This window comes from Leifsonia sp. L25, from assembly GCF_050632895.1.
Genome location: NZ_JBODRZ010000003.1, coordinates 2747437 through 2772901, shown reverse-complemented (window position 1 = coordinate 2772901; position 25465 = coordinate 2747437). Strand labels below are relative to the sequence as shown.

Genomic DNA, 25465 nt, shown 5'->3' with positions numbered 1-25465 from the left:
TCGATTCTAGAGGCCGGGTTGCGCAAAGTAAACCGATCTGTGTACATTGCCGGAAACAGATCGGTTTACTTTTGGAGGACCACCATGACCGACATCACCGGACGCGTCGCACTCGTCACCGGCGCCAACCGCGGGCTGGGGGCGGCGTTCGTCGCCGAGCTCCTGGAGCGTGGCGCGTCGAAGGTCTACGCCGCCGCCCGCCGCCCCGAGTCGGTCGCCGTCACCGACCGGCGCGTCGTGCCGCTGGAGCTCGACGTGACCGACGTCGAGAGCATCCAGCGCGCCGCGGAGACCGCCGCGGACGTGACCGTGCTCGTCAACAACGCGGGGATCGGCGTGAACCAGTCGCTGGTGAGCGGCGACCTGGCCGACATCCACCGCGAGTTCGACACCAACTTCTGGGGCCCGGTGCTGGTGACCCGCGCCTTCGCGCCGGTCCTCGCCGCGAACGGCGGCGGCGCGATCGTGAACATGCACTCCGCACTGAGCTGGTACGCGATCGGCTCCTACAGCGCGGGCAAGGCCGCGCTGTGGTCGGCGAGCAACTCCGCCCGCGTCGAGCTCGCGCCGCAGGGCATCCAGGTGGTCGGCGTGCACGTCGGCTACGTCGACACCGACATGGCCGCGCACGCGGACGGCTACAAGGTACCGCCGGCGCAGGTCGTCGCCGAGGCGCTCGACGCCGTCGCCGCCGGAGACGCGGAGGCGATCGTCGGGGAGACGGCGCAGCAGGTGAAGGCCGTGCTGCACCAGGACGTGCGCGTCCTCTACCCCCAGCTCGCCAGGTAGGAGTCCGAGGCGAAGCCGCGCGGCCGGATCCCCCACTGCGCGGTCCAGGTCTCCCCGGGCTCCACCCAGCGCAGGCCCCGTCCGGTGTTGAGCGCGTTCGCCGGAGCCGTCATCGGCTCCACGGCGAGCGCGACCTCACCCGCCTCCTTCGTTGCGAACGCCCGGTGGGTGAACACCTGGACGTACCCGAACGACGCGTCGCCCCAGAGCGTGACCGTTCGGCCGTCCGACGCGGCGAGCACGTGCTCGGCGGGCTGTCGGAGGTCGCCGAAGCCGTCGTTGAGGTCGAGGTCGGCCACGACACCGCCCTCCGAGAGGTCGTACGGCGTGCCGGCGACCGGGGTCTCCCCGATGACGTTCAGCCGGTCGTCGGTCTCGAACCGGGTGCCGGCGTGGACGGTCAGCGTGAGCCGGCTCGCCGGGACGTCGCCGATGCGGAGGTACGGGTGCGCGCCGATGGCGACGGGCGCGCTCCGCTCGCCGCGGTTGGTCACGGCGTGGGTGACCGTCAGGCCCTCCGTGTCGAGTTCGTGCGTGACGGCGGTGTCGAGGATGAACGGGTAGCCGGCCTCCGGGTAGATCGTCGCCGCCTGGGTCACCGCCGAGTCGGAGCGTTCGACCAGCGTGTAAGGGCGGTAGCGCAGCAGGCCGTGCGACGCGTTGCCCAGCGCCGGCTCCGTGAGGGCGAGCCGCTGCGGCACGCCGCCCAGCTCCCAAACGCCGTCCTTCACCCGGTTCGGCCACGGCATGAGCACGATGCCGTCGGCCGAGGGCGGGGTGGAGTCCTCCGGGAACGGTTCGAGGATGTCCACTCCCCCGTATCGGAGGGTGCGGAGACCGGCCGCCACCTGCGTGACCGTGGCGGTCAGGTCGCCGAACTCGAGGTCGTACTGCTCTCCTGTCGGTGCGCGCATGGAGACAGCGTATTCCTAGGCGATGGTCACGGGCAGGCCCGCGGCCCGCAGCGCTCGCACCGCGCCGAGGTCCGCGGACTCACCGGTGAGGAGGCCGGCGACGTCCTCCAGCGCGGCGATCCGGCCGACGTGTGTGCGGCCGAGCTTGGAGCCGTCGGCGACGACCAGGGCACGGCCGGAGGAGGCCACCATGACGCGCTTGAGGTCGGCCTCCGGCAGGTTCACGTTCGTGATGCCGCCCGCGGGGTCGACACCTGTGCAGCCGATGAATGCGAGGTCGGCGTGCACGCGCTGCAGGAGCACGGAGGCCAGCGGCTCGACGAGCGAATGCTGCAGCGGCCGCAGCGTGCCTCCGGTGACCACAACCTGGAAGCGCGGGATCGCGCGCTCCAGTTCGAGGGCGATGGTGAGGCCGTTGGTGACGACGGTCACGTCCTCCAGGTCGTCGCGCTCGGCGAGGGCCCGTGCGATCGCGGCGGTGGTGGTGCCGACGTCGAGCAGGACGCTGCTGCCGGACTCCACCAGCGCCGCCGCGGCCGCACCGATCCGCCGCTTCTCCTCCGCGGACGACTCCAGCGCCTCCTCGAAGCTCGCCTCGCGCGTGCCGGCGCCGCGCAGCACCGCCCCGCCGTGGACGCGGCGGATGCTCTGCTGGGCGTCGAGGGCGTCGAGGTCGGAGCGCACGGTGACGTCGGAGACCTGGAACGCCTCGCTCAGCTCGGCGACGCGCACGAACCCGGTACGGCCGATGAGGTCGAGCATCCGCTCGCGGCGGAGGGCGGCGGGCAGCGGTTCGCTCATACCGGCAATGCTCCAGCGCTTGCGTTTACTTGTCAATCCGCAAGCCGATCTGTACATTTGCTTTCGGAAACGAAAGGTAAGCATGGCTGCCATCACGAAGCGCCCGCACCGCCTGTCCGACGGTCGCGACCTCATCTACTACGACGACGCGGACTCCGCACTCGACCCGGAGCGCGCACCCGACCTCCGCGAGCCCGCGCCGCGGCCGGCCACGGCGACCATGCGCCAGGACCCGCTGACCGGCGACTGGGTCTCCATCGCCGCCGCGCGGCAGAACCGCGTCATGCTCCCACCGGCCGAGCTCGACCCGCTGGCGCCGGCCACGCCGGGCAACCCGTCCGAGATCCCGAGCGTCTACGACGTCGCCGTCTTCGAGAACAAGTCGCCGTCATTCGGCCCGCTGCTGGAGGACGCGGACCAGCCCGTGGATCTCGACGACCTCTCCGCGGTCGGGCTGGAGCGCACACGTACGTCCGTTGGCCGCTGCGAGGTGGTGTGCTTCAGCCCCGCGACGACCGGCTCGTTCGGCAGCCTGACGCCCACGCGCGCGCGCACCGTCATCGAGGCCTGGGCCGACCGCACGGCGGCACTCTCGGCCCTCCCGAACGTGCGCCAGGTGTTCCCGTTCGAGAACCGCGGGGAGGCCATCGGCGTCACCCTGCACCACCCGCACGGGCAGATCTACGCCTACCCGTACATCACCCCGCGCACCAGCGCCCTCATCCGGTCGCTGGAGAGCTACGGGCCGACGCTGTTCGCCGACATCCTGGAGCGCGAGCGCGCGTCGGAACGATTCATCCTGGCCGGCGAGCACTGGACGGCGTTCGTGCCGTTCGCCGCGCGCTGGCCGATCGAGATCCACGTGCTGCCGCACCGCCACATCCCCGACCTCGCCGCCACGTCCGAAGCCGAGCGCGACGAGCTCGCCACCCTCTACCTGCGCGTGCTGCGCGGCGTGGACGCGCTCTACGACTCCCCCACGCCGTACATCGCGGCCTGGCACCAGGCGCCCGTGGACGCGCACCGCGACGACATCCGCCTCATGCTGCAGCTCACCTCGCCCCGCCGCGGCGCGGATAAGCTGAAGTTCCTGGCCGGCTCCGAGTCCGCGATGGGCGCGTGGATCGGCGACATCCCGCCCGAGCAGGCCGCCGCCGCGCTCCGGGAGGCCGTCGCCCGCGCCGACCGCGACGACCCGGTAGGCGAGCTGCCCGCCGGCATCTCGGGGCTCGTGACCGTGCCCGCCTCCCCCGCTCCCGCCCCCGAAGGAAAGAGCCCCGCATGACCGACCTGCGCACCGGCGTCCGCGACGACTTCGTCTCGATCTTCGGCCGCGAGCCCGACGGCGTCTGGTCGAGCCCCGGCCGGGTGAACCTCATCGGCGAGCACACCGACTACAACCTCGGCTTCGTGCTGCCGTTCGCGATCAACCGCCGGACCGTCGCCGCCCTCGGGCTGCGCGACGACCGCACCGTCCGGGTGGGCAGCACGTTCGCCGACGAGCTGGTGGAGATCGACCTCGACCGGCTCTCCCCCGACGCGCTCGACGGCTGGTCGGCATACCCGCTCGGCGTCGCCTGGGCGCTCGGCGAGTTCGGCGCCGACCTCGCGGCGGTTCCCGGCTTCGACCTCCTGCTCGACTCCAACGTCCCGGTCGGCGCCGGCCTGTCCTCGTCCGCCGCGATCGAGGGCGCGACCGCCCTCGCGCTCAACGACGTGTGGCGGCTGGGCCTCGACCGCCAGACGCTCGCCCGCGTCGGCCAGCGCAGCGAGAACATCGTCGTCGGCGCCCCGACCGGCATCATGGACCAGTCCGCGTCGCTGCTCGGCCAGCAGGACGCCGCGGTGTTCCTCGACTGCCGCTCGCTGGAATCGGAGATCGTGCCGCTCGGGCTCGAGCAGGCCGGACTCGCCATCCTCATCGTGGACACCGGCGTCACCCACGCGCACGCCACCGGCGGCTATGCCGAGCGGCGGGCGTCGTGCGAGGCGGGGGCCGCTGCGCTCGGCGTGGAGTCGCTGCGCGACGTGAGTGTGGACGACCTCCCGCGCGCCCGCGAGATCCTGGACGACGTGACCTTCCGCCGCGTGCGGCACGTGGTCACGGAGGATCAGCGCGTCCTCGACACGGTCCGCCTCCTCCGCGAGAGCGGCCCGACCGCGATCGGCGACCTGCTCGACGCCTCCCATGCCTCCATGCGCGACGACTTCGAGATCTCGGTCCCGGAGCTCGACCTCGCGGTGGAGACCGCGCAGGCGAACGGCGCGATCGGCGCGCGGATGACCGGAGGCGGCTTCGGCGGCTCGGCGCTCGCGCTGGTGCCGGTCGACGCGCTCAGCCGCGTGCAGGTCGCTCTCGACGGCGCCTTCGCCGAGCACGGCTTCGGCCAGCCGGAGCTGTTCACGGTGAACGCGTCGGAGGGATCGCGCCGGGAGAGCTGAACGCGTTCATCCTCCGGTCACGTCCGTTCGTCAGAATGGGACGATGAGCGCACCGGAGATCGCCTGGCTGAGTCCTGACACGGTCCAGCTCCGTCAGCCGAAGTCGTCGCACTGGGAGGCGCCGTTCCTGTTCCTGCTCTTCGGGCGGGAGCGCGCGCTGCTCATCGACACCGGAGCGACGAACGACGAGCGCGTGTTCCCGCTGCGGGCGGCGGTGGATGCGCTCACCGAGGACTGGCTGCGCCGCAATCCGGCCGTCTTCACCCGGCCGTATCCGCTCGTCGTGGCGCACAGCCACGCGCACCGCGACCACATCGCGGGTGACCCGCTGCTGGCCTCCCGGCCGGGGACGACGCCGGTCGGGACCACGCCGGCGCAGGTGATCTCGTTCTTCGGCTTCCGCTCGTGGCCGGACGAGACAGTGGAGTTCTCACTCGGGCGCCGCACGATCGACGTCATCGGCGGACCGGGGCACGAGCCGTCTGCGGTGGCGTTCTTCGACCGGGAGACCGGCATCCTGTTCACCGGCGACACCGTGCTGCCCGGGCACCTGTACGTGCGCGACCGCGCACAGTACCGGGCGACCATCGAACGGCTGATCCGGTTCCGGGACGCGCCGACCGCGCCCGTACGGGAACTGCGCGGCGCGCACGTCGAGATGTCGGACACGCCGGGCGTGATCTACCCACCGGGGACTGTCGACCAGCCGGACGAGCTGCCGCTCCCGCTGCCTCCGCGCATCCTCGACCGGGTGCTCTCGGCACTGGACGAGGCGGGGGATGCGGTGGGCGCACGGGTCGTCCGCAAGCGGTTCGTGCTGGTCAACGAGTGACCGCGTCGCCCCGTAAGGTGTGGGCATGACCCTCATCACGCTCACCGACGGCTCCACCCCCAGCGTCGCCGACGACGCGTTCGTCGCGGCCGGCGCCGTCCTCGCGGGACGCGTGCGACTGCTCGCCGGCTCCAGCGTCTGGTACAACGCTGTGCTGCGGGCGGAGGCGGAGGACATCGTGCTCGGCGAGCGCAGCAACCTCCAGGACAACGTGTCCTGCCACGTCGACCGCGGCTTCCCGCTGACCATCGGCGCGGATGTGTCGGTCGGCCACAACGCGGTGCTGCACGGCTGCATGATCGAGGACGGCGTGCTGGTCGGGATGCACGCGACGGTGCTCAACGGCGCGGTGGTCGGTGCGGGCTCCTGCTCGCGGCCGGGACCGTCGTGCTCGAGGGCGCCGTCATCCCGCCCGGCTCACTGGTCGCCGGCGTCCCCGGCAAAGTGCGCCGAGAACTCACCGACGACGAGCGCGCCGGCATCCTCCGCAACGCCGCCGCCTACCTCACCCACGTCACCGAGCACCCCACAGCCTGAAAGCAGCCATCGCTTCCTCAGTTTCTCCCGCCGCATGACGGCGTGTCGCGGCAGAAAGTGAGGAACGGATGGCTGCGGTCAGGGGTGGGTTCGACGGGGCCGGGCTCGCCACCGGTGATGCGGACGAGTTCGTCGAACGTCGTCGGGAAGACGGTGTGCGCGTGGCCGGCGGCGGCCCACACCTCGGGGTAGCCGGCGAGCGCGATGTCGACGACCGTGCGCAGACGCTCGGGATGGCCGAGCGGGGCGACGCCGCCGATGGTCTGGCCGGTCGCCGCCTTCACCGTCTCGGCGTCGGCGCGGCGGATGCGGCCGCCGAGCCGTTCGCCGAGGAAGGCCGTGTCGACGCGGTGCGCGCCGGAGGTCATCACCAGCAGCGGCTCGCCGTCGATCGTGAAGACCAGCGAGTTGGCGATCGCGCCCACCTCCACGCCCAGTTCCGCCGCGGCCGACGCCGCAGTGGGGGTCGCAGAGTCGAACCAGCGCACGCGGGGCTCGATCCCGGCCTCCAGCAGCGCCGCCTCCACCCGCTCGACGGCCGGATGCATGCGGTCCTCGGCGGTCACGCCAACGCCCGCTCCGCGGACTCCACCACGTTCTGCAGCAGCAGCGCGCGGGTCATCGGCCCGACGCCGCCCGGGTTCGGCGAGACCCACGCGGCGACCTCGGCCACGTCTGCCGCCACGTCGCCGGCCACCTTGCTCTTGCCCGTCACCGGGTCCTCCACGCGGCTCACGCCGACGTCGAGGACGATGGCGCCCGGCTTCACGTTGTCGGCGGTCACCAGGCCGGCGACACCGGCGGCGGCGACGATCACGTCGGCGCTGCGCAGGATGCCGTCGAGGTCGACGGTGCCGGTGTGAGTGAGGGTCACCGTGGCGTTGTACTCGCGGCGGGTGAGCAGGGAGCCGATCGCGCGGCCCACGGTCACCCCGCGGCCGACGACGACGACGTGCTTGCCGTTCAGCTCGATTCCGTGCCGCAGCATGAGCTCGATGACCCCGCGCGGCGTGCACGGCAGCGGGGTCGTGATCGGCCGGTTGACGTTGAGGACCAGGCGGCCCAGGTTCGTCGGGTGGAGGCCGTCGGCGTCCTTGGCGGGGTCGACCAGCTCCAGGATCGCGTCGGTGTCGATGTGCGACGGCAACGGGAGCTGGACGATGAAGCCGGTGCAGTCGGGGTCGCCGTTCAGGTCCTCGATCACGGCCTCGAGCTCCGCCTGCGAGATCTCCGCGGGCAGGTCGCGGCGGATGGAGGCGATGCCGACCTCCGCACAGTCGCGGTGCTTGCCCGCGACGTACCACTGCGAGCCGGGGTCGTCGCCGACCAGGATCGTGCCGAGCCCCGGCACGACGCCCTGCTCGCGCAGCGCGGTCACCCGCTCTTTCAGCTCCGCCTTGATCGACGCAGCCGTAGCCTTACCGTCCAGAATCTTCGCCGTCACGCGGCCCTCCACACTCGTTGCCAACCGTCGAGTACGCGAAAAGTTCGCGTACTCGACGGTTTTTTGCTGATTATTCGCGTACTCGGCGGTTGGGCGCCGGGTCAGATGGAGGAGGGGAGCTCGACGGGGAAGCCCTCCTGGCCGGAGGGGGTCAGGCCCGGGTAGAGCGGGAACGCGGCCGTGAGCACGTCGACGCGGGCGCGCAGCGCCTTGGTGTCGGCGCCGGGACGCAGCGCGAGCGCGATGATGTCGGCCACCTCGGTGAACTCGGCGTCGCCGAAGCCGCGGGTCGCGAGGGCGGGCGTGCCGATCCGGAGGCCGGAGGTCACCATCGGCGGGCGCGGGTCGAACGGCACCGCGTTGCGGTTGACGGTGATGCCGACCTCGTGGAGGACGTCCTCCGCCTGCTGGCCGTCGAGGTCGGAGTGGCGCAGGTCGGCGAGCACGAGGTGCACGTCGGTTCCACCGGTGAGCACGTCGACGCCCGCGGCGCGCGAGTCGTCGGCGGTGAGGCGCTCGGCGAGCAGCTTGGCACCGCGGACGGTGCGCTCCTGGCGGTCCTTGAACTCCTCGGTCGCGGCGAGCTTGAACGCGGTCGCCTTGGCGGCGATCACGTGCATGAGCGGCCCGCCCTGCTGGCCCGGGAACACGTTGGAGTTGAGCTTCTTGGCGAGCTCCATGTCGCGGCTGACGATGAAGCCGGAGCGCGGGCCGCCGATGGTCTTGTGCACCGTCGAGCTGACGACGTCCGCGTGAGGCACGGGCGACGGGTGCAGACCGGCGGCCACCAGGCCGGCGAAGTGTGCCATGTCCACCCAGAGCTTCGCGCCCACCTCGTCCGCGATCTCGCGGAACGCGGCGAAGTCGAGCTGGCGCGGGTAGGCCGACCAGCCGGCGATGATGACCTGCGGCTTGTGCTCGAGGGCCTTGTCGCGCACGACGTTCATGTCGACGGTGAAGGACTCCGGGTCGACGCCGTAGGCGACTGCGTTGTAGAGCTTGCCGGAGAAGTTGAGCTTCATGCCGTGGGTCAGGTGGCCGCCGTGCGCGAGCTCCAGACCGAGGATGGTGTCGCCCGGGGTGGCGATGGCCGACAGGACGGCCGCGTTCGCGGACGCACCGGAGTGCGGCTGGACGTTCGCGTACTCGGCGCCGAACAGGCTCTTCGCCCGGTCGATCGCGAGCTGCTCGGCGATGTCGACGTACTCGCAGCCGCCGTAGTAGCGGCGGCCCGGGTAGCCCTCGGCGTACTTGTTCGTCAGCACGGAGCCGACGGCTTCGAGAACGGCGCGCGGCACGAAGTTCTCTGAGGCGATCATCTCGAGGTAGTCGCGCTGGCGGCCGAGCTCGAGCTGCAGCACCTCCGCGATCTCGGGATCGACCTCCGCCAGGGGGCGGTGAAGGTGGAGGGAAGGGTGTCGGTCACTATCGGCTCCTTGAAAGCAGGGATGGACAATCTTTGTGCATCGACCCAGGCGCGCGGCCGAATCCATCCGTTCGTTCGAGGTAACCGTTGTCGCTCCCCGATGGTGACCATCTGAGCGCCAGTCGCGACGTGAGCAAGCATAGCAAAGGGGCGTGGAACAGGCTCGTGCTCATCCGCTGGAGGCCTTGCTGACGAGTCGGGACGCCTGCGATACTCGCACATGGCCGTCCCGCGGGCGGGCAGTGTCGGCCGAACCCCGAGAATCCCCTGACGCGGTGAGGAGCATCCGTGGTCGTGCCTCGCCCCGCCCAGCTCGAGAAGACGGGCGACGCGCCCTTCACGCTCCTCCCCGGCGCCAGGATCATCGTGGCGGGTCAGGGTGCCGAGGCGGTGGGCCGGCTGCTGCGGGCCGAGCTGGCCACGGACTGTCATCGCGACCTCGCCGTCGTCCACGAGCCTCCGGCGTTCGGGGACATCGCCATCGTGATCGCGGACGACGAGGGGCCGGCCGGGCACCCGGCCGAGGGCTACACCCTGGAGGTCGCGGCCGAAGGCGTGCGGATCGGCGCGGCCACTGCGGCCGGCGCGTTCCGGGGCGTTCAGACGTTGCGGCAGCTCGTGCCGGCCGAGTGCGAGGGCGACCCGCTGACCGTCGACGCGCTCCGGATCACGGACCACCCCCGCTTCGCCTACCGGGGCGCCATGCTGGACGTCGCCCGGCACTTCTTCCCGGTCGCGGACGTCAAGCGGTTCATCGACGCGATCGTCCTGCTGAAGGTCAACCACCTCCACCTGCACCTGACCGACGACCAGGGCTGGCGCATCGAGATCCCCGGCTGGCCGGAGCTGACCCGCATCGGCGGTTCCACGGGCACCGACGGCAGTCGGGGCGGCTTCTACTCCGCGGACGACTACCGCGAGCTGGTCGCCTACGCGCAGGAGCGGCACGTCACGATCGTCCCCGAGCTCGACATGCCGGGGCACACCAACGCGGCGCTCGCCTCCTACCCCGAGCTCAACCCGGACGGCGTCGCACCCGCGCTCTACACCGGGTCGGAGGTCGGCTTCAGCACCCTGCGCACCGGTGACCCGGTCACCGACGGCTTCGTGCGGGACGTGATCGGCGCGGTCGCGGCTCTCACGCCCGGCCCGTACCTCCACATCGGCGGCGACGAGTGCCTCAGCACGCCGGAGGCGGACTTCCAGGCCTTCGTACGGCGGGCGGCGCAGCTCGTCGCCGAGGCCGGCAAAGTCCCGGTCGGCTGGCACGAGATGGGCCACGCGGCCGGTCTCCCCGAGGGGACGGTCGGTCAGTACTGGTCGTTCCGCAGCCCGCGCGACGACGCGGCCGACGAGACACTGGCGTTCGTCCGTGGAGGTGGCGCGGTGATCATGTCCCCGGCCGACGTCGCCTATCTCGACATCGTCTACGAGGAGGGGGACCCGATCGGTCAGGACTGGGCCGACGGCCCGACGGACCTCCGCAGCGCGTACGAGTGGGACCCCGCTCGGATCGTGCCGGGACTGGGAGACGCGCACATCCTCGGCGTCGAGGCTCCGCTGTGGACGGAGACCATCTCGACGATCGAGGAAGTCGAGCGGATGGTGTTCCCCCGGCTCGCGGCCGTCGCCGAGATCGGCTGGTCGGAGGCGCCTGCGGACACGGCCCAGGTGGTGTCGCCGCGCGACTTCGAGGCGTTCGCCGCCCGGGTCGCGCGGCTCGCCGAGCACTGGGACGCGCTGGGAACGTCGTACCGCCGGGTCGCCGAGGTGCCGTGGCCGGAGGACGCGACGCGCTGAGCCGGCGAACGCGAAAGGAGCCGGCGACCCCATCGGGCCACCGACTCCTCTCATCCGGCGAGTGAGAAGCTCAACGGGTCGCGATCATCACGCGGCAGCGGTCTCCGCGCTGCGGCGGCGACGGCGGACGACCAGCAGGACGGCGCCCGCGCCGACCAGGAGCACGGCCGAGCCGGCGATGCTCGCGATCGCGATGTCCGAACCGGTCATCGCGAGGCCTCCGCCGTTGCCCGCGCCGCCGTTGCCGGCACCGCCACCCGCGCCGCCGTCGCCGGTGCCACCGTCGCCGGTGCCACCGTCGTCACTACCCGTCGGGGGGATGACCGGGTTCGCGACGGAGATCTGGAACGAGTCCCAGACGTCACCATTGGCGCGGAGCACCTCGAAGGTGTAGCTTTCGCCCGCCTGCGACGGGATGACGAAGGCGAACGAGTGCGAGCCGTCATCCTGCGCCGTGGCGGTGAACTCGCCGACCGTGGGTGCGACCGGCGCGGTCCGCAGCGAGGCGGTGGTCGCGGTGTGTCCGTTCACGCCGGTGAGCTGGTGCGTCAGGGACTCCGCAGCCAGGTACGTGCTCGTCGGAGCGGTGTAGGTGACCGTCTCGCCCGGGTCGACGGTGTACTTGTCGAGCTCGCCGTGCAGCTCACCGCCCGGCGGGTAGTCCGCGTGGGCTGCCGCCGCGGGAGCGAGCGCCAGCGCCAGCGCCAGGGCGACGAGGCCGCCGAACAGTTTCTTCTTCATGGGTTCTCCTTCGTAGGGGATGGGTGTCACTGGCCGACCGCAGCGGTTCGGTCAGCCACAGGTCCCGGGCTCGGCGAAGTGCTCGAACTCGGTGGCGGTGGGGGTCGCGACGACGCGGTCGACGGTCGGCGACCGGGTGGGCAGGGCGGCGAACTCGGCGACGACGACCGAGACGGCTCCCGGAGCGAGGTCGACCGTGACGACGGACACCGGATGGCCGTCGATCATCCGGGAGACGGCGGTGACCTCCGTGCCGTCGACCGTCACGCGGTGCGGACGGAGGCTGTCCGTCCCTGCGAACTGCACCATCGTCCGGATGTGCCCGGTCGGCAGGTCCGGGACGCCGTACCCGGTCACGACCCAGGGGAACGAGGCGATGTCCGCCGGCGCCGTGGAGGCGAGCGTGGCGGTGGCCGTGACGGTGCTTCCGACCTTCAACGTCTCCTTCCCCGCCCGCTCCTTCGCCGGGGCGTGGCAGGTGGCGGTGACAGAGCCTTCGAGGTAGCTGTCCATCTTGCCTGCGGTCCCGTCGGCGAAGAACACGCCGACGGGCGCTCCGCGGTCGGTGAGCTGGGCGAGCGGTCCGGCGAGCGGGCCGCTCGCGATCTCGCGCTGAAGTGCGGCGTCGGCGAACCAGAGCGAGATCCTGCCCTCGTCCACCGCCGCGCCCAGCGCCTTCAGCACGGGTACCGTCCCGGTGCCCGCGCCGAAGAGCTTGTCGAACATGGCGCGCGTGAGCTCGCCGAAGAACGCGTCCTGCTCGTCACGGCTCTCGATCTCGAGGTAGACGTCCCGCAACAGGACGCGTGACGCGTTCTCGCTGTTCAGCTCGCGCCCGCCGACGGTGATCGGGCCGGTCGCCGCCAGCAGCAGGCCGATCGTCGCGGTGTCGATCGAGACCACTCCGTCGAGCTCCTGACCGAGCGCCGTGCGCCAGTGGCCGGCCGTGAGCTCGCCGCTCCGGACGAAGTCGGGCGTCAGGTTGACGTTCTGGATGTACTCGCCGAGCTGGGGTCCGAGCAGCGCCCGCTCCTGCGGGCTCACCTGGAGCCCGGCCCCGGCGGCGGGGTTGAGCTGATCGGGGATGAGCTGCTGCCCCAGCTCGATGCTCCCGCCGTCGGCGGTCAGTTCCGAGACGGCCCCCGCGATCCCGCCTGTGGTCCGGAGCTCGGCGTTGTTGTTGAACAGCAGCGCGTACTTTTTCGCACCGCCGGCGCCGAGAGCGGGCGGGAGCACGCGCGCGGCGACCGAGAGCGAGGAGACGGTCCGGTGCAGGCTGTCGACCAGGCCCTCGGCCTCCCCGACCCCGGAGGCGAGCGGCGGCACGAGCGGGCCCGACGAGGCCTCGCGCAGCGTCGTGCGGCTTCGCTCGAGCGCGCGTTGCGCCGTGCGGAGGCCGGCGGCCGTGCCCGCGACGGCCTTGGTGTCGACCGTCCGCTCGGAGAGCGACACGGCGGTCTCCAGCCGGGCGAGGTCGGCGACCACAGGCGCCAGTCCCCCGTCGACCGTCTCGTGGAGCGCTTCGACGGTGAGCCGGTAGGAGCGCAGGTTGGCGCCGGCGAACGGGACGTACTCGGACGCGCGCCAGACGACATCGCCCGTCAGTCCCTTTGCGTCGTCCAGGCGGCCGGCCACCGCCCGGAGCCGGTCGGCGCGGGAGGCGGCCGACGCCGGGTCCGCCGCCACGGCGTCGAGGATCGCCCTGGCCTCGCCGCGGGCGGCGGAGACGTGACCATAGGAGACGGCCGCTCGGACGCCCACCCAGGCGGCGCACCCCACGACGACGAGCGCGACGGCCCCGAGCGAGATCAGCACGACACGCGTGACGCGTGCGCGCTCGGCCGCTCTCGCACGGCGGCGCGATCGACCGCTCATAGGTCCCGACTCCCTTTCGACATCGGACCCATGCTGTCGTCGGTACCGGCGCCGCCCACCGTCGACCCGGGGATTTACGTGCTGATCGGTCGATGTTCCGTGCAGGTCGCCACACCTTACGTGGAGCAGCTTACATCTTGCGTATTACCGTTGGGCTGCAGCACATTCACCCACGTTTTTGGAGCCAGCCGATGATCGATCCCCGCGCCGCGGGCTCCGCTCCGCTCGCGGGCAGGGACCGTGTCCTGACGCTCGTGCGCGAGCTCCTGTTCTCCATGGACGCGGACGTCGACCTCGTGGGCCCGCGCTTGAGCGGACGCTCGACCGTCGTCGACGCGGTGGCGTCGTCCGCGGCCGACGCGCGCAGAACGGTCGTGCGTGTGAACGGGGTCCGGTCGCTGCGCGAGAGCCCCCTCGCCGCCCTCCACGCAGCGGGGCTCGGTGTGCTGACGTCCCCCGAGCGCCGAACGGCATCCGCCCTGCAGCAGGCGATCGACGGCCTGACGACAGCCGTCGGCTCCGGCGCGGCCGCTCTCCTGGTGGACGACGCCGACCTCCTCGACGACGCATCCGTCGGCGCGATCGACGCCGTGCGCCGTGCGACGCGCACGCCCCTGTTGCGCACCCGCGCGCGGCTGGACGAGGGGCCGTCGACGGCCTATGCGGTGGAGCTCGCCCCGCTCGGTTACGAGGAGCTCCGGTCGGTCATGGCCGAGCGGCTCGGCGGTCCGGTGGACGCAGGCGCGATGAGCCGCGTCTACGCGCTCTGCGGCGGCAACGTCGGCCTCGCGCTCGCGCTCGCGGAACTCGCCGTGCTGGAGGGCCGGCTGGTCCGGGGCCCCGGCGCGTGGTCCGCGACGGGAGAGCTGTGGAGCAGAGCGCTCCGCGGCGCCCTCGAGGCGCAGCTCTCCGGGCTCGACCCGGCCGAGCGCGTCGCGCTGGAGAGGATCGCCGTGACCGGCGTCGGCGACGTGGGATCGGCGCGCGGGCTGGTCGACCCCGCCGCGCTGGACGGGCTGGCGGCGGCCGGTGTGCTCCGGATCGTGCCCCATCGCGGGCGGAGGCTCATCGCCCTCGATCCCCCGGTCCTCGCCGATCACCTCCGCGACCGGGCCCAGGTGGACGCCCCGCCCACCGACGCCGCGTTCGTGCAGCTCGTTCACGCGGCGGCCGACTCCCGCCGCGAGGAGGCCGCGCGCTCGTGGCGCGCTGCCCCGTCGCCGGGGTCGGCGCTCGCCCTCGCGCGCGCTCTGATGGCAGACACGGGGATGGCGCCGGGCTCTGACGCCGAACTCGACCGCGTGCTGGCCGCGTCCGTCGGCCTTCCGGGCGACCCCCTGGACGCGGCGGAACTCGCCGTGCTCCGGGCCCGCCGGGCGCTGGCGCACGGCCAGGGGTTCGCGGCAGCCCTCGCGACCCTGCGGGCCGAGGTCGCCGGGCTCGGTCCTTTCGCACGGCTCGCGGACGCCGCCGCGGTGATGCTCGCCGTCGAAGTCGGAGCCGAGCCGGTCGTTCCCGCAGAGCGCCTGCGCGACGACAGCGACCTCCCGCCGGCCGTGCGGTCACGGCTGCTGGAGGCCTCCCGGGCCGTCGCCCTCCGCGGCGGGCGGTTCGAGGACGCCGTCCGCCTGCGCGACTCGCTCGCCTCGCTGCCCGGGACGTCGGCGCCCGCCAGCGAGGCGGCCGCACACGCCTTCGCCCTCCTCGGCGTGGGGCGGCACGCCGACGCCGTCGCCTGGGCCGAACGCGGTGCCGCGTCGGCGCGCGACCGGCTCGATGCGGGAGCGGTGCGTGCGCACAGCGTCGCACTCGGGCTCTGCCACCTGCTCGCCGACCGTCCGGCCGATGCCGCCGACGCGCTCGCGTCGGCCGCGGCGCTCGGCGCGCCCGCGGTGCCCGGCGCCGCCGTCCAGGTCGCACTCCACGTCCTCACCGCCGTCATCGCGGTGCGCCGGGGCGACACCGCCGTCGCCGAACGCGTCCGGGACGAACTCGCCGCCGGCCTCTCGGCGTCCCCGGAGGGCGACCCGCCGCCCGCGGTCGGGGCAGGAGTGCACTGGATCGACGCTCAACTCGCCGCAGGCCGCGGGCGGCCGGACGAGGCCGCCGAGCTGCTCCGCCGGCTCGCCTCCCGCCTGGCGACGCGCGGCGAGCTGCCCACCGCCGCCCTCGCGCTGCTGACGTCGCTCGAGCACGCGATCGACGACGCCGGGCTGGCGGAGGCCCGCGCCCTCCTCGCGCGGCAGCAGTCCGAACTCCACAACGCACACCTCGCCTTCGTCGAGGCCCGCTCGGAGGGCGGGAACGCGGACCTGGGCGCGCTGGCCGAGCGACTCGCCTCGACCGGACGGGCCGGCCCGGCCGCAGCCCTCCGACGCCCGGCGGGCGACGGCTCCGAAGGCGGCGGGTTCTTCTCGACGCCGATCGCGCTGACGGACCGCGAGCGCGAGATCACCCGGCTCGTCGCCGCGGGCCTCAGCAACCCGGAGATCGCGTCCCGGCTCGTGCTCAGCGTCCGCACCGTCGAGAGCCACGTCAGCAGGGTGATGCGCAAGACCTCGGCGGCCAACCGCGGCGAGCTCGTGGCCCTCGCCCTCCGGCTCGCCCCGTGAGGGAGTCAGGTCAGGGGTAGCCGACGAGCCACAACAGTACGAGCGCCACGGGTTGCAGCGCGATCCCCGCCCACAGCACGATCGTCCGGGCGCGCCTGTTGCGGGTCAGCCCCGGCGCTCCGGCGAGCGGGGCCAGCGGCATGAGCAGCCGGAAGAGGCTCTGCTGCGGCAGGAAGACGGCGAACAGGTAGAGCGCGTAGCTGGCCGCGTATGCGACCACTTCGGTGCCCAGCGCGCGGATGCCCGGCCGGTTCAGCAGCCACACGTAACCGCCGATCGCGGCGATGACGAGGAGGGCGCCGGCGACGCTCGCGTACCGCCAGGTGAAGAGGAACCACGGCGTCAGCGGCACGAAGGCGACCCGGCCGACGAAGCCCGTCCACCAGGACAGCTCGGTCTCCACGTAGGCCCCGGGCGTCCCGGTGACGGTCGCCGCGACCAGTGGCCACGCCAGCCCCGCGACGGCGGTCACCGCGCCGGCGACGATCAACGCGACGCGCTCCCGGGCGCCGAAGGTCTCCTGGCCCCGACGCGCCCGCAGCGCGCGGAGCAGATACACGATCCCGAGGGTGAGCGGAAGCGCGAGCTCTCCCGGCCGGGTGAACGCCGCCGCGACGCCGAACGGGATGACCGTCCAGTACCGACGCGTCATGGTCGCCAGCAGCGCGGCGAACAGCAGCAGGAAGAACAGGCTCTCGGCGTAGGCGATCTGGAGGACGAACGACAGCGGGCCGAAGCAGAAGAACACGGCGGCCCAGAGCCCGCTGACCGAGCCGACGCGCGACGCCACGAGCCGATAGAGCACGAGGCCGGCCGCCGCCCCGCAGAGCACGGAGACCAGCACGCCCGCCGCCGGGAATCCGAGCCCGGTCGCCGCCATGAGCGCGCGCACGATCAGCGGGTACAGCGGCAGGAACGCCCACTCGTTCTGCTGCACGTCGCCATCGGAGTCGACGGGCAGGGTCGCCGGGTAGCCGTGCTCGACGATGCGGCGGTAATAGGAGGCGTCCCAGGTGCCCGCGAAGCCGAGGAAGCTGGGGTGCGTCTGCGGACTGCCGCCCTCCCAGTGCATCGCCCCCGCGACGAGGTAGAGCACGAGCATGAGCAGCGTGGTCAGCACGCGTGAGGCCGCGTAGACGCCGAGCACGCCGGCCCACCAGGGCACCTCCCAGCGGAACAGCCGCACATGGCCGGACTCGGTCACTGGCCCGGCGGGATCCGCCGGGTGCAGCGAACTCGTGATACCGGCCGTCATCGCATTCGATGCTACTCCGGCAGGATGCAGTGGTGCATCGGGGCGCCCGCGTCGCGCCACACGCGCGGGCGCCCCAGCTCGTGGTGGCGGCTGCGCCGGTTACTTGACGCTGCCCGCCGTCAGCCCGCCGACCAGGCGCTTCTCGATGAGCGCGAACAGGATGACCACCGGGATGACCGCGACGACCGACACCGCGAACACGTACTGCCAGGCTGCGTCGTACTGGCCGACGAACTTGGTCAGCGCCACCGACAGCGGCTGGTTCGCGTCCGTGGAGAGGATGACGAGGCTCGCGGCGAACTCGTTCCAGGAGGCGACGAACGTGTAGATGATCGCCGTGACGATACCCGGCCAGACCAGCGGGAGCTGTACCCGCAGCAGCACCGTCCACTTCCCGGCCCCGTCGAGCTGGGCCGCCTCGTCGACCTCCTTGGGCACGCCCGCGAAGAACGTGTGCATGATCCAGATCGCGAACGCCAGGTTGAACGCCGCGTTGACCAGGATCATCGCCAGCCAGGTGTCGTTGATCCCGAGGGACACCATCTCCTTGAACAGACCGGTCGCGAGCACCGTCGGCTGCAGCATCTGCGTGACGATCACCAGGAAGAGGAAGACACCACGGCCCCGGAACCGGAACCGCGCCGTGTAGTACGCCGCCGGGACGCAGACCACCAGCACGAGCACCGTCGCGAACACCGAGATCACGATGGTCGAGATGAGGTTGAGCGGCAGCGGGGTCTCCGGCGTGGACCACATGGTGAGGTAGTTCTCGGGATGCCACTGTGTCGGCAGGTAGGTCGGCGGGACCGCGAGGATGTTGTCCCTGCTCTTGAACGAGCCGACCAGCATGATCAGGTACGGCGCGATGAAGACCAGGGCGATGACGACCCCGGCGGTCACCTTGCCCGCGACCCGCCAGGAGAAGCCCGGGCGCGGGCGGCGGGGCGCGCCGGCGCGCGCGGGCGCTCCGGCGAGCGCGACGGGGGCGGGCGCGGTCATGAGACCTCCTTCATCGGCTTCACGATCCACAGGTAGAGCGCCACGACGACCAGCACGATCAGGAAGTTGATCACACTGAGCGCGCTCGACAGGTCGATGCGCTGTTCGTTCTGCAGCAGCTTGAACACGTACGTGGTCGTGGTGTCGGCCTTGTAGCCGGGGATGGAGCCCGTCATGAGCTTCAGGATCGGCAGCGAGTTGAAGACGTTGATGATGTTGATGAGGCTGGCGAGCGCGATCGCGGGACGCAGGTTGGGCAACGTGACCCCGAAGTAGGAGCGCACGGCCCCGGCGCCGTCGACTTTCGCGGCCTCCAGCATGTCGCCGGGGATGCCGGCGAGCCCGGCGAGGATCGTGTAGGTCGTGAACGGCAGCGAGACGAACACCGCGATCGCGATGGACGACAGGAACGCCGGCAGCGGCTCCTTGGTGAAGCCGAACGGCTGCGCGAGCAGGTGGATGTCGACCAGGAATTTGTTGATGATGCCGTAGAAGGGTCGAGCCCGTAGACGAAGACCGTCGTGGTCATCACGACGCTCGCCGCCCACGGGACGATGATCGCCATCCGCACCCAGCGCCGGCCGGGGAAGTTCTTGTCGAGGAACTGCGCCAGCGCGAGCGAGATCGCCACGGTGATGACCACCACCGAGACGACCCAGATGAAGGTGTTGAGGAGGATGCCCGGGATCTCCGGGCGCGAGAGCACCGTGATGTAGTTCTGCAGGCCGACCGATCCGTGGTCGACGCCGGCGACCGAGATCTTCCGCGTCGAGTTGAAGATCATGTAGCCCGCAGGGAACAGCACGATGCCGAAGATGAGGAGGAGCGCAGGCAACGTCCACGGCACGGCGTTCCACAGCGAGGTGGTGTTGCCGTGCCGGGTGCGGGTGCCCCGCGACGGGGACGGCCGGTGGCCGCCCCCGTCGTGGTCGTTTCGATCGTCGAGCTCATGCCGCTGTTACTGGCCCGAAGCCTTCGCCTGGATGGCCTTCAGCAGGTCGGACGGGTTCGCGCCCTGGCCCAGCTGACCGATCTGGCTCTGGATGGCACCCTGGGCGGCCGACCAGTTCGGGTTGGTCGACGGGTAGAACTTGGCGTTCGGCAGCAGGTCCAGGAACGGCTTGATGGTCTCGTCGGAGCCCATCTTGTCCGCGCCGGACTTCGTGGTGGGCAGGAAGCCCTCCTCGCCGACCCACTTGGTGTAGACCGCCGGCGTGTAGAAGTAGTCGAGGAACTTCTTGATCGCGTCCTTCTTGTCGGTCTTGCCCTTGAACGCCATCAGGTGGTCCGCGACGCCCAGCGTGAAGGCGGACCCGTCCTTGGTGGGGATCGGCGCGATCCCGTACTTCAGCGACGGGTTCTTGTCCTTGATCTGGCCGACGATCGGCGGGAGGCCGATCTGCATGCCGAGCTGGCCCTGGATGAAGACGTTCATCAGCGGCGTGCGGTTGGTCGAACCGGGGTTCGCCTGCGTGAGGCCCTGGTTGATGATCTTCTGCATCTCCGTGGCGCCGGCGACGTTCTCGGCGCTGTCGATCGTCAGCTTCTTCGCGTCGCCATAACCACCGCCCGCTCCGTAGAACCAGATCGCGGTCTCGGCCTGAGCCTCCTCTGCCCCGAGCGGCATGCCGTACGGGGTCACGCCCGCGGCCTTCAGCTTGGCGGCGTCGGCCTCGAAGTCGGCCCAGGTCTTGGGCGGGTCGGTGATCCCCGCCTTGGCGAAGTCGTCCTTGTTGTAGAACAGGGCGCGCGCGGAGGCGATGAACGGGAGGCCCCACTGGGTGCCGTCGATGCTCGCGTTCTTGTTGAACGCCGGCTGGAAGTCGTTGAGCGTCTGGGCGGAGACGATGTCCTTCGCCGGGTAGAGCAGGTCGTCGGCGGCGAAGCCGGCGAACGCGTCGATGTTCAGGATGTCCGGCTGCTTGCCCGCCTGGATGCGCGTCTTGATGACGTTGTTGATGTCGGTCCACGACTCGACGTCGAGGTTGACCGTGATGCCCTTGTTGGCGGCCTCGAAGTCCTTGATGATGCCCTGCCACTCGGATTTGGTGTTGTCCGAATAGCTGGCGACCATCAGGTTGAGCTGGCTGCTCCCGCTCGCCGAGCCCCCCGAGCCTCCACTGAAGCCGCAGGACGCGAGCGTCAGGGTCGCGACCGCCGCTGACGCGACGGCGGCTCCCCACCGCAGAGACTTCTTCATCGACTTTCCTCACTCTCGATAAGGATCCCGGACCGTCGCTGAAGGTACTGCAGGTGCGCGGCGGTGCGTATCTGGATGATGCTTCGTGATTTGTTTCGCATGGAAACGATCACATGCACTCAATTGATGCTCGAATAATTGCGCATATCCGGGCCGCACGTCAAGGACCCGGCACCAGATCGTTACCTGGGATTTACACGCCCGACGCGAGAACGCGCCCGACTCGGTCGCAACGATCGAAAGTGATCAGTAGACAGACCTAACGCTCATCAGCAATCATGGACCTGACCGAATCGACGCCTCGACGCGAACGAACGACAGGAGCGAGCAGTGGCGGACATCCCCCGGGAGCGCACATGGAGGCCGAGCTGCGGTCGCAGCCGGAGACCTGGGCCCGTGCGGCAGCTCTCCGCGCCGAGCAGGCGCTGCTTCCTGCGTCCGGCGAGCGCATCGCCGTCGTCGGGTGCGGTACGTCGTGGTTCATGGCGCAGTCGTACGCCGCGCTGCGCGAGTCGGCCGGCCACGGCCTCACCGACGCCTACGCCGCCTCGGAGGCCGTGATCGACCGCGACTACGACGCGATCGTCGCGATCAGCCGCTCGGGCACGACGACCGAGGTCATCGAGCTGGTCGACGGCCTGCGGGGCCGCTCACGGCGGCCGCGGACCATCGCGGTCGTCGGCGCGGCGGGCACGCCGCTGCCCGAGCTCGTGGACGACACCGTGCTCCTGCCCTTCGCCGACGAGACCTCGGTCGTTCAGACGCGCTTCGCCACGACGGCGCTGGCGCTGATCCGCGCCTCCCTCGGCCACGACCTCGGCGCCGCCATCGAGCAGGCCGCCGCAGCGATCGACGAGGACCTGGACGACGCGCTCGTCTCCGCCGAGCAGTACAGCTTCCTCGGCGCCGGCTGGACCATCGGCCTCGCGCACGAGGCCGCCCTCAAGATGCGCGAGGCGTCGCAGTCGTGGACGGAGTCCTACCCGGCCAAGGAGTACCGGCACGGCCCGATCGCGATCGCGGCTCCCGGCCGGGTCACCTGGATGCTGGGCGACGCCCCCACCGGTCTCGCCCAGGACGTCGCGGCCACCGGCGCACGGTTCGAGAACGAACCGATCGACGGCCTCGCCGACCTGGTCCGCGCACAGCGCGTGGCCCTGGAGCGCGCCCGCCGTGCGGGGCTGGACCCCGACCGTCCCCGCAACCTGACGCGCTCTGTCATCCTGACCCCGTGAACGTGAACACTGCCGCCGACGAGCTCGGCCCGGGCGACGCGGTGCTCGCTTTCGACGTCGGCGGCACCGACCTCAAGGCTGCGCTGGTGGACTCCGCCGGCCGTATCGTGGAACTGATCCGCCGGCCCACCCCGCTCGACGGCGCAGACCCCGGACAGGCCGTCGTCGCCGCGACCGCGGAGCTGGCCGCCGGGTTCCGGCGCGCACACCCCGAGGTGGTCCCCGTCGCGGCGGGCCTGGTCGTCCCCGGCCACGTGGACGAGGAGACCGGGGTCGGCGTCTTCTCGGAGAACCTCGGCTGGCACGACTTCCCGTTCCGCGATCGCGCGGCAGAGGCGTACGGGATGCCGGTGTCGTTCAGCCACGACGTGCGCGCCGCGGGCGAGGCCGAGTACCGGTTGGGCGCCGCGGCGGGCTTCCGCGACGTCGTGGTGATGGCGATCGGCACCGGGATCGCCGGCGCCATCTTCATCGACGGCACGCTGTTCACCGGCGGCGGCATGGCCGGCGAGATGGGTCACTCCCGGGTCGCCGACGGACCCGACTGCGCCTGCGGCGGTCGCGGCTGCCTGGAGGCCGTGGCCTCGGCCGCAGCGATCGCGCGGCGGTACACGGCGGTCAGCGGCGTCCCGGTGGCGGGCTCACGGGAGGTGCTGGAGCGGGCCCGCTCCGGCGATCCCGCCGCGCAGCGGATCTGGGACTCCGCACTCGACGCCCTCGCGCTCGACCTGTCCCACACCGTCGCCCTCCTCGCCCCCGAAGCCGTCGTGATCGGCGGCGGCCTGGCGCAGGCCGGCGATGAGCTCTTCGTGCCGCTGGCCCAGCGCCTCGACGCGATCCTCACCTTCCATCGGCGCCCGAAGCTGATCCCGGCGCGCATCGGCGAGAACGCCGGCGTGATCGGCGCCGCCCTCCGGGCGCGCGAGGTCCCGGCTACGGCCGATGCTCTCAAGGCCGTCCGATGATCCTCACCGTCACTCCGAATCCCGCGATCGACCTCACCTATCGCGTCGCGGCGCTGGAGCCCGGCGAGACGCACCGGGTCGCGCCTCCTGCGGTGCGCGCGGGCGGCAAAGGCCTGAACGTCGCACGGGTGATCGCCCAGACCGGAGGCTCGTCGTTCGTCCTGACGACTGCCGGCGGCGCGTCCGGCCTGCGCCTGGCCGACGACCTGGAGGCGAGCCGCCTCCCGTCCGAGCTGATTCCGGTGGCCGCGCCGACACGCAGCAGCATCGCGATCGTGGACGAGCACTCGGGAGTCGCCACGATCTTCAACGAGACGGGCGCCGGGCTCTCCCCGCCGAGTGGACCGCGCTGCGGGAGGCCGTCGAGCGTCTCGCCGTGCCGGCCACCGCGATCGTCGGGTCGGGCAGCCTCCCGCCCGGCGCACCCGAGACCTTCTACGCCGACCTCGTGGAGGTCGCCCGGCATCGCAGCGTCCCGAGCGTCATCGACGCGAGCGGGACGGCGCTCCTGGCCGCGGCCGAGGCGGGCGCCGACGTGCTCAAGCCGAACCGCCGCGAGCTGGCCGACACGGTCGGCTCGGACGACCCGGTCGCGGGTGCCCGCGCTCTCCTGGCGGCCGGCGCCGGGCTGGTCCTCGTCTCGCTGGGCGCGGACGGCATGCTCGCCGTCGGCGAAAACGACACCTGGTCCGCCCGGCTCCCCGAGCCCCTCGCCGGCAACGCGACCGGCGCCGGTGACGCGGCCGTCGCCGCGATCGCGACGGCGCTGGCCGCGGGCACGACCGATCCCGCCGTCCTCGTCCGCCGGGCCACCGCCTGGTCGGCCGCCGCTGTCGTCGCCCCGCTCGCCGGCGAGCTCGACCCCGCCTACCGGGAGTACGAGGCCCGCCTCGTGACCTCCTGAACCGACCTGACCGACCTGCCCGGAGCCCCGCATGCCTCTCGTCCCCACGCTCGACCTCCTGCACGGAGCGGTCGCCGCGCACACCGGCGTCGCCGCCTTCAACGTCATCCACCTGGAGACCGCGGAAGCGCTGGTAGCCGCCGCCGAGGAGGCCCGCCGCCCCGTCATCCTGCAGATCTCGCAGAACTGCGCCGACTACCACGGCGGTCTCGACGCGATCGCTCGGGGGACGCTCGCCCTCGCCGCCGACTCGTCCGCCCATGTCGCCGTCCACCTCGACCATGCGGAGGACGCCGCTCTGACGCGGCAGGCCATCGACCTCGGGTTCGGCTCGGTCATGTTCGACGGGTCGACGCTCCCCTACGACGACAACGTCGCCGCGACCGTGAGGGTCGTCGAGTACGCGCACGCCAACGATGTCTCGGTGGAGGCCGAGCTCGGCGAGATCGGCGGGAAGGACGGCGCGCACGCCCCCGGGGTCCGCACCGACCCCGCGGAGGCGCGCCGGTTCGTGACGGAGACCGGCGTCGACGCGCTGGCCGTCGCGGTCGGAAGCTCGCACGCGATGACCGAGCGCACCGCCCAGCTCGACCTCGCCCTGATCGCCGCCCTGCGACACGCCGTGCATGTTCCGCTCGTCCTGCACGGCTCGAGCGGGGTCGCGGATGAGACGATCGAGTCGGCGATCCGCTCCGGCATCACCAAGGTCAACGTCTCCACCCACCTGAACCGCTTCTTCACCGACGCGATCCGCGCCTACCTGCGCGCGAATCCGGACGTCGTGGACTCCCGGCGGTACGTGCGGGAGGGGCGCTCGGCCGTGGCGACGGAGGCGGCGCGCCTGATGACCCTGTTCGACGTCGCCGCCGGCGCGGCGAGCGGAACGGAGACTGCACAGCGATGAACAGAGCGGAACGGCTCAACGCCGTCCTCGACCTCCTGGCCGATTCGGGCCAGGTGGATGTCGAGGACATCGTGGCGAAGCTCGACGTGTCCGCGGCGACCGCGCGGCGCGACCTGGATGCCCTGGCGTCGCAGCAGCTGCTGACGCGCACCCGCGGCGGCGCGGTCGGCCAGTCGGTCGCCTACGACCTCCCGATCCGCTACAAGAGGGAGCAGCACGCGCCCGAGAAGCTGCGGATCGCCCAGGCGGCGAGCGCCCTCGTGCCGCGCGGCGCTGTCGTTGGGCTCTGCGGCGGGACGACGAGCACCGCAGTGGCGACTGTGCTGGGCGCGCGGCCCGACCTCATGGAGTCGTCGCCGCATCCCAACCTCACGGTGGTCACCAACGCCATCAACATCGCCGCCCAGCTCGTGATGCGCCCGCAGATCAAGACCGTCGTCACCGGCGGCGTCGTGCACGCGCGCTCGTACGAGTTGGTCGGCCCGTACAGCGATGTGGTGCTGGAGAAGATCACGATGGACATCGCGTTCATCGGCGTCAACGGGATCGACCCGCTCGTCGGCGCGACCGTGCACGACGAGGGCGAGGCGAGCGTCAACTCGCTGATGGCCCGCCGGGCGACCCGCGCCGTCGTGGTCGCGGACTCCAGCAAGATCGGCCGCAAGGCGTTCGCCACCCTCGGCGGCCCGAAGCTCCTGACCACGCTCATCACCGACGACGGCATCACGGCCGAGCAGCGGGCGGCGTTCGTGGAGGCCGGCTTCGAGGTCATCGTCGCGTGAGCCCCGTC

The 25465-nt window shown here is 71.8% G+C and carries 23 protein-coding genes, 2 pseudogenes and 1 riboswitch; of the genes and pseudogenes, 14 read left to right on the top strand and 11 right to left on the bottom strand.

The features are described from left to right. Positions 1-84: 84 nt before the first annotated feature. On the top strand, positions 85-789 hold the full coding sequence (locus tag ACRAWC_RS17940) for an SDR family oxidoreductase (protein ID WP_431348936.1): 705 nt from the start codon (positions 85-87) through the stop codon (positions 787-789). On the opposite strand, the gene ACRAWC_RS17935 is transcribed toward ACRAWC_RS17940, so the two are convergent. Together ACRAWC_RS17935 and ACRAWC_RS17930 are read right to left on the bottom strand one after the other, a co-directional pair. Beyond that, positions 768-1703, bottom strand: coding sequence for an aldose 1-epimerase family protein (locus ACRAWC_RS17935; RefSeq protein ID WP_431348935.1), 936 nt, complete (start codon positions 1701-1703; stop codon positions 768-770). The genes ACRAWC_RS17940 and ACRAWC_RS17935 overlap by 22 nt on opposite strands. A 15-nt stretch (positions 1704-1718) precedes the next feature. Next, entirely contained in the window at positions 1719-2504 is a 786-nt protein-coding gene (locus ACRAWC_RS17930) for a DeoR/GlpR family DNA-binding transcription regulator (protein WP_431348934.1), read from the bottom strand. 82 nt (positions 2505-2586) lie between these two features. Between ACRAWC_RS17930 and galT the strand changes: the two genes are divergently transcribed. The 4 genes and pseudogenes from galT to ACRAWC_RS17910 all read left to right on the top strand — a co-directional run bounded on the left by galT (position 2587) and on the right by ACRAWC_RS17910 (position 6315). Beyond that, positions 2587-3789 (top strand): galactose-1-phosphate uridylyltransferase, encoded by a 1203-nt coding sequence (gene galT / locus ACRAWC_RS17925; RefSeq protein WP_431348933.1) that lies wholly within the window; start codon positions 2587-2589, stop codon positions 3787-3789. After that, complete coding sequence (gene galK / locus ACRAWC_RS17920) at positions 3786-4946, top strand: galactokinase (protein WP_431348932.1); 1161 nt, start codon at positions 3786-3788, stop codon at positions 4944-4946. Before galT ends, galK begins: the two co-directional genes overlap by 4 nt. A gap of 43 nt (positions 4947-4989) precedes the next feature. Next, positions 4990-5778, top strand: coding sequence for an MBL fold metallo-hydrolase (locus ACRAWC_RS17915; protein WP_431348931.1), 789 nt, complete (start codon positions 4990-4992; stop codon positions 5776-5778). Positions 5779-5803: 25 nt separating this feature from the next. Then, a pseudogene (locus ACRAWC_RS17910) lies at positions 5804-6315 on the top strand (gamma carbonic anhydrase family protein). 17 nt (positions 6316-6332) lie between these two features. Here the strand turns inward: ACRAWC_RS17910 and ACRAWC_RS17905 are convergent. The 3 genes from ACRAWC_RS17905 to glyA all read right to left on the bottom strand — a co-directional run bounded on the left by ACRAWC_RS17905 (position 6333) and on the right by glyA (position 9120). Continuing rightward, positions 6333-6863, bottom strand: a complete 531-nt coding sequence (locus ACRAWC_RS17905; RefSeq protein ID WP_431349477.1) for a YbaK/EbsC family protein — start codon at positions 6861-6863, stop codon at positions 6333-6335. Between the two features lie 14 nt (positions 6864-6877). Beyond that, positions 6878-7759, bottom strand: coding sequence for a bifunctional methylenetetrahydrofolate dehydrogenase/methenyltetrahydrofolate cyclohydrolase (locus ACRAWC_RS17900; RefSeq protein ID WP_431348930.1), 882 nt, complete (start codon positions 7757-7759; stop codon positions 6878-6880). A 101-nt stretch (positions 7760-7860) separates the two neighbouring features. Beyond that, positions 7861-9120, bottom strand: coding sequence for a serine hydroxymethyltransferase (glyA, locus tag ACRAWC_RS17895; protein ID WP_431348929.1), 1260 nt, complete (start codon positions 9118-9120; stop codon positions 7861-7863). 101 nt (positions 9121-9221) lie between these two features. After that, a riboswitch (ZMP/ZTP riboswitch) is annotated at positions 9222-9321 on the bottom strand. 152 nt (positions 9322-9473) lie between these two features. Between glyA and ACRAWC_RS17890 the strand changes: the two genes are divergently transcribed. Then, entirely contained in the window at positions 9474-10985 is a 1512-nt protein-coding gene (locus tag ACRAWC_RS17890) for a beta-N-acetylhexosaminidase (protein WP_431348928.1), read from the top strand. A gap of 87 nt (positions 10986-11072) precedes the next feature. Here ACRAWC_RS17890 and ACRAWC_RS17885 read toward each other — a convergent pair whose 3' ends face one another. Next, complete coding sequence (locus ACRAWC_RS17885; RefSeq protein WP_431348927.1) at positions 11073-11726, bottom strand: hypothetical protein; 654 nt, start codon at positions 11724-11726, stop codon at positions 11073-11075. Between the two features lie 51 nt (positions 11727-11777). Further along, on the bottom strand, positions 11778-13601 hold the full coding sequence (locus ACRAWC_RS17880) for a DUF4012 domain-containing protein (RefSeq protein WP_431348926.1): 1824 nt from the start codon (positions 13599-13601) through the stop codon (positions 11778-11780). 191 nt (positions 13602-13792) lie between these two features. Between ACRAWC_RS17880 and ACRAWC_RS17875 the strand changes: the two genes are divergently transcribed. Continuing rightward, complete coding sequence (locus ACRAWC_RS17875; RefSeq protein ID WP_431348925.1) at positions 13793-16213, top strand: LuxR C-terminal-related transcriptional regulator; 2421 nt, start codon at positions 13793-13795, stop codon at positions 16211-16213. A 10-nt stretch (positions 16214-16223) separates the two neighbouring features. Here the strand turns inward: ACRAWC_RS17875 and ACRAWC_RS17870 are convergent, their stop codons facing one another. The 3 genes from ACRAWC_RS17870 to ACRAWC_RS17860 form a co-directional block, all read right to left on the bottom strand. Then, a complete protein-coding gene (locus tag ACRAWC_RS17870; RefSeq protein WP_431348924.1) occupies positions 16224-17468 on the bottom strand; it encodes a hypothetical protein in 1245 nt (414 codons plus the stop codon). Between the two features lie 99 nt (positions 17469-17567). After that, a complete protein-coding gene (locus ACRAWC_RS17865) occupies positions 17568-18467 on the bottom strand; it encodes a carbohydrate ABC transporter permease (protein WP_431348923.1) in 900 nt (299 codons plus the stop codon). Continuing rightward, on the bottom strand, positions 18464-19015 hold the full coding sequence (locus tag ACRAWC_RS17860; protein ID WP_431348922.1) for a carbohydrate ABC transporter permease: 552 nt from the start codon (positions 19013-19015) through the stop codon (positions 18464-18466). Before ACRAWC_RS17860 ends, ACRAWC_RS17865 begins: the two co-directional genes overlap by 4 nt. Here ACRAWC_RS17860 and ACRAWC_RS17855 point away from each other — a divergent pair. Beyond that, positions 18989-19183, top strand: coding sequence for a hypothetical protein (locus ACRAWC_RS17855; RefSeq protein WP_431348921.1), 195 nt, complete (start codon positions 18989-18991; stop codon positions 19181-19183). The genes ACRAWC_RS17860 and ACRAWC_RS17855 overlap by 27 nt on opposite strands. A gap of 242 nt (positions 19184-19425) precedes the next feature. Here ACRAWC_RS17855 and ACRAWC_RS17850 read toward each other — a convergent pair whose 3' ends face one another. Next, positions 19426-20667, bottom strand: a complete 1242-nt coding sequence (locus ACRAWC_RS17850; RefSeq protein WP_431348920.1) for an extracellular solute-binding protein — start codon at positions 20665-20667, stop codon at positions 19426-19428. A 356-nt stretch (positions 20668-21023) separates the two neighbouring features. Here ACRAWC_RS17850 and ACRAWC_RS17845 point away from each other — a divergent pair, with 356 nt between their 5' ends. From ACRAWC_RS17845 to ACRAWC_RS17820, 6 genes and pseudogenes are all read left to right on the top strand, one after another. Further along, positions 21024-21902: an SIS domain-containing protein gene (locus tag ACRAWC_RS17845; RefSeq protein ID WP_431348919.1), complete on the top strand. Its 879-nt coding sequence runs from the start codon at positions 21024-21026 to the stop codon at positions 21900-21902. Beyond that, positions 21899-22867 (top strand): ROK family protein, encoded by a 969-nt coding sequence (locus tag ACRAWC_RS17840; protein WP_431348918.1) that lies wholly within the window; start codon positions 21899-21901, stop codon positions 22865-22867. Before ACRAWC_RS17845 ends, ACRAWC_RS17840 begins: the two co-directional genes overlap by 4 nt. Further along, positions 22864-23118: pseudogene (locus ACRAWC_RS17835) on the top strand (PfkB family carbohydrate kinase); the annotation flags it as partial. The gene ACRAWC_RS17840 and the pseudogene ACRAWC_RS17835, both read left to right, overlap by 4 nt. 125 nt (positions 23119-23243) lie before the next feature. After that, on the top strand, positions 23244-23771 hold the full coding sequence (locus ACRAWC_RS17830; protein WP_431348917.1) for a PfkB family carbohydrate kinase: 528 nt from the start codon (positions 23244-23246) through the stop codon (positions 23769-23771). A gap of 31 nt (positions 23772-23802) precedes the next feature. Next, positions 23803-24675 (top strand): class II fructose-bisphosphate aldolase, encoded by an 873-nt coding sequence (locus ACRAWC_RS17825; RefSeq protein WP_431348916.1) that lies wholly within the window; start codon positions 23803-23805, stop codon positions 24673-24675. Then, complete coding sequence (locus tag ACRAWC_RS17820) at positions 24672-25457, top strand: DeoR/GlpR family DNA-binding transcription regulator (protein ID WP_431348915.1); 786 nt, start codon at positions 24672-24674, stop codon at positions 25455-25457. The genes ACRAWC_RS17825 and ACRAWC_RS17820 overlap by 4 nt, the downstream gene beginning before the upstream one ends. Positions 25458-25465 lie beyond the last annotated feature (8 nt).

Coding starts and splice junctions, on each gene's coding strand:
- ACRAWC_RS17935 (WP_431348935.1), bottom strand. CDS start 1,703: ATGCGCGCACCGACAGGAGAGCAGTACGACCTCGAGTTCGGCGACCTG.
- ACRAWC_RS17850 (WP_431348920.1), bottom strand. CDS start 20,667: ATGAAGAAGTCTCTGCGGTGGGGAGCCGCCGTCGCGTCAGCGGCGGTC.
- ACRAWC_RS17865 (WP_431348923.1), bottom strand. CDS start 18,467: ATGACCGCGCCCGCCCCCGTCGCGCTCGCCGGAGCGCCCGCGCGCGCC.
- galK (WP_431348932.1), top strand. CDS start 3,786: ATGACCGACCTGCGCACCGGCGTCCGCGACGACTTCGTCTCGATCTTC.
- ACRAWC_RS17940 (WP_431348936.1), top strand. CDS start 85: ATGACCGACATCACCGGACGCGTCGCACTCGTCACCGGCGCCAACCGC.
- ACRAWC_RS17845 (WP_431348919.1), top strand. CDS start 21,024: ATGGAGGCCGAGCTGCGGTCGCAGCCGGAGACCTGGGCCCGTGCGGCA.
- ACRAWC_RS17820 (WP_431348915.1), top strand. CDS start 24,672: ATGAACAGAGCGGAACGGCTCAACGCCGTCCTCGACCTCCTGGCCGAT.
- ACRAWC_RS17880 (WP_431348926.1), bottom strand. CDS start 13,601: ATGAGCGGTCGATCGCGCCGCCGTGCGAGAGCGGCCGAGCGCGCACGC.
- ACRAWC_RS17825 (WP_431348916.1), top strand. CDS start 23,803: ATGCCTCTCGTCCCCACGCTCGACCTCCTGCACGGAGCGGTCGCCGCG.
- ACRAWC_RS17905 (WP_431349477.1), bottom strand. CDS start 6,863: ATGCATCCGGCCGTCGAGCGGGTGGAGGCGGCGCTGCTGGAGGCCGGG.
- ACRAWC_RS17870 (WP_431348924.1), bottom strand. CDS start 17,468: ATGACGGCCGGTATCACGAGTTCGCTGCACCCGGCGGATCCCGCCGGG.
- ACRAWC_RS17885 (WP_431348927.1), bottom strand. CDS start 11,726: ATGAAGAAGAAACTGTTCGGCGGCCTCGTCGCCCTGGCGCTGGCGCTG.
- ACRAWC_RS17915 (WP_431348931.1), top strand. CDS start 4,990: ATGAGCGCACCGGAGATCGCCTGGCTGAGTCCTGACACGGTCCAGCTC.
- galT (WP_431348933.1), top strand. CDS start 2,587: ATGGCTGCCATCACGAAGCGCCCGCACCGCCTGTCCGACGGTCGCGAC.
- ACRAWC_RS17930 (WP_431348934.1), bottom strand. CDS start 2,504: ATGAGCGAACCGCTGCCCGCCGCCCTCCGCCGCGAGCGGATGCTCGAC.
- ACRAWC_RS17875 (WP_431348925.1), top strand. CDS start 13,793: ATGATCGATCCCCGCGCCGCGGGCTCCGCTCCGCTCGCGGGCAGGGAC.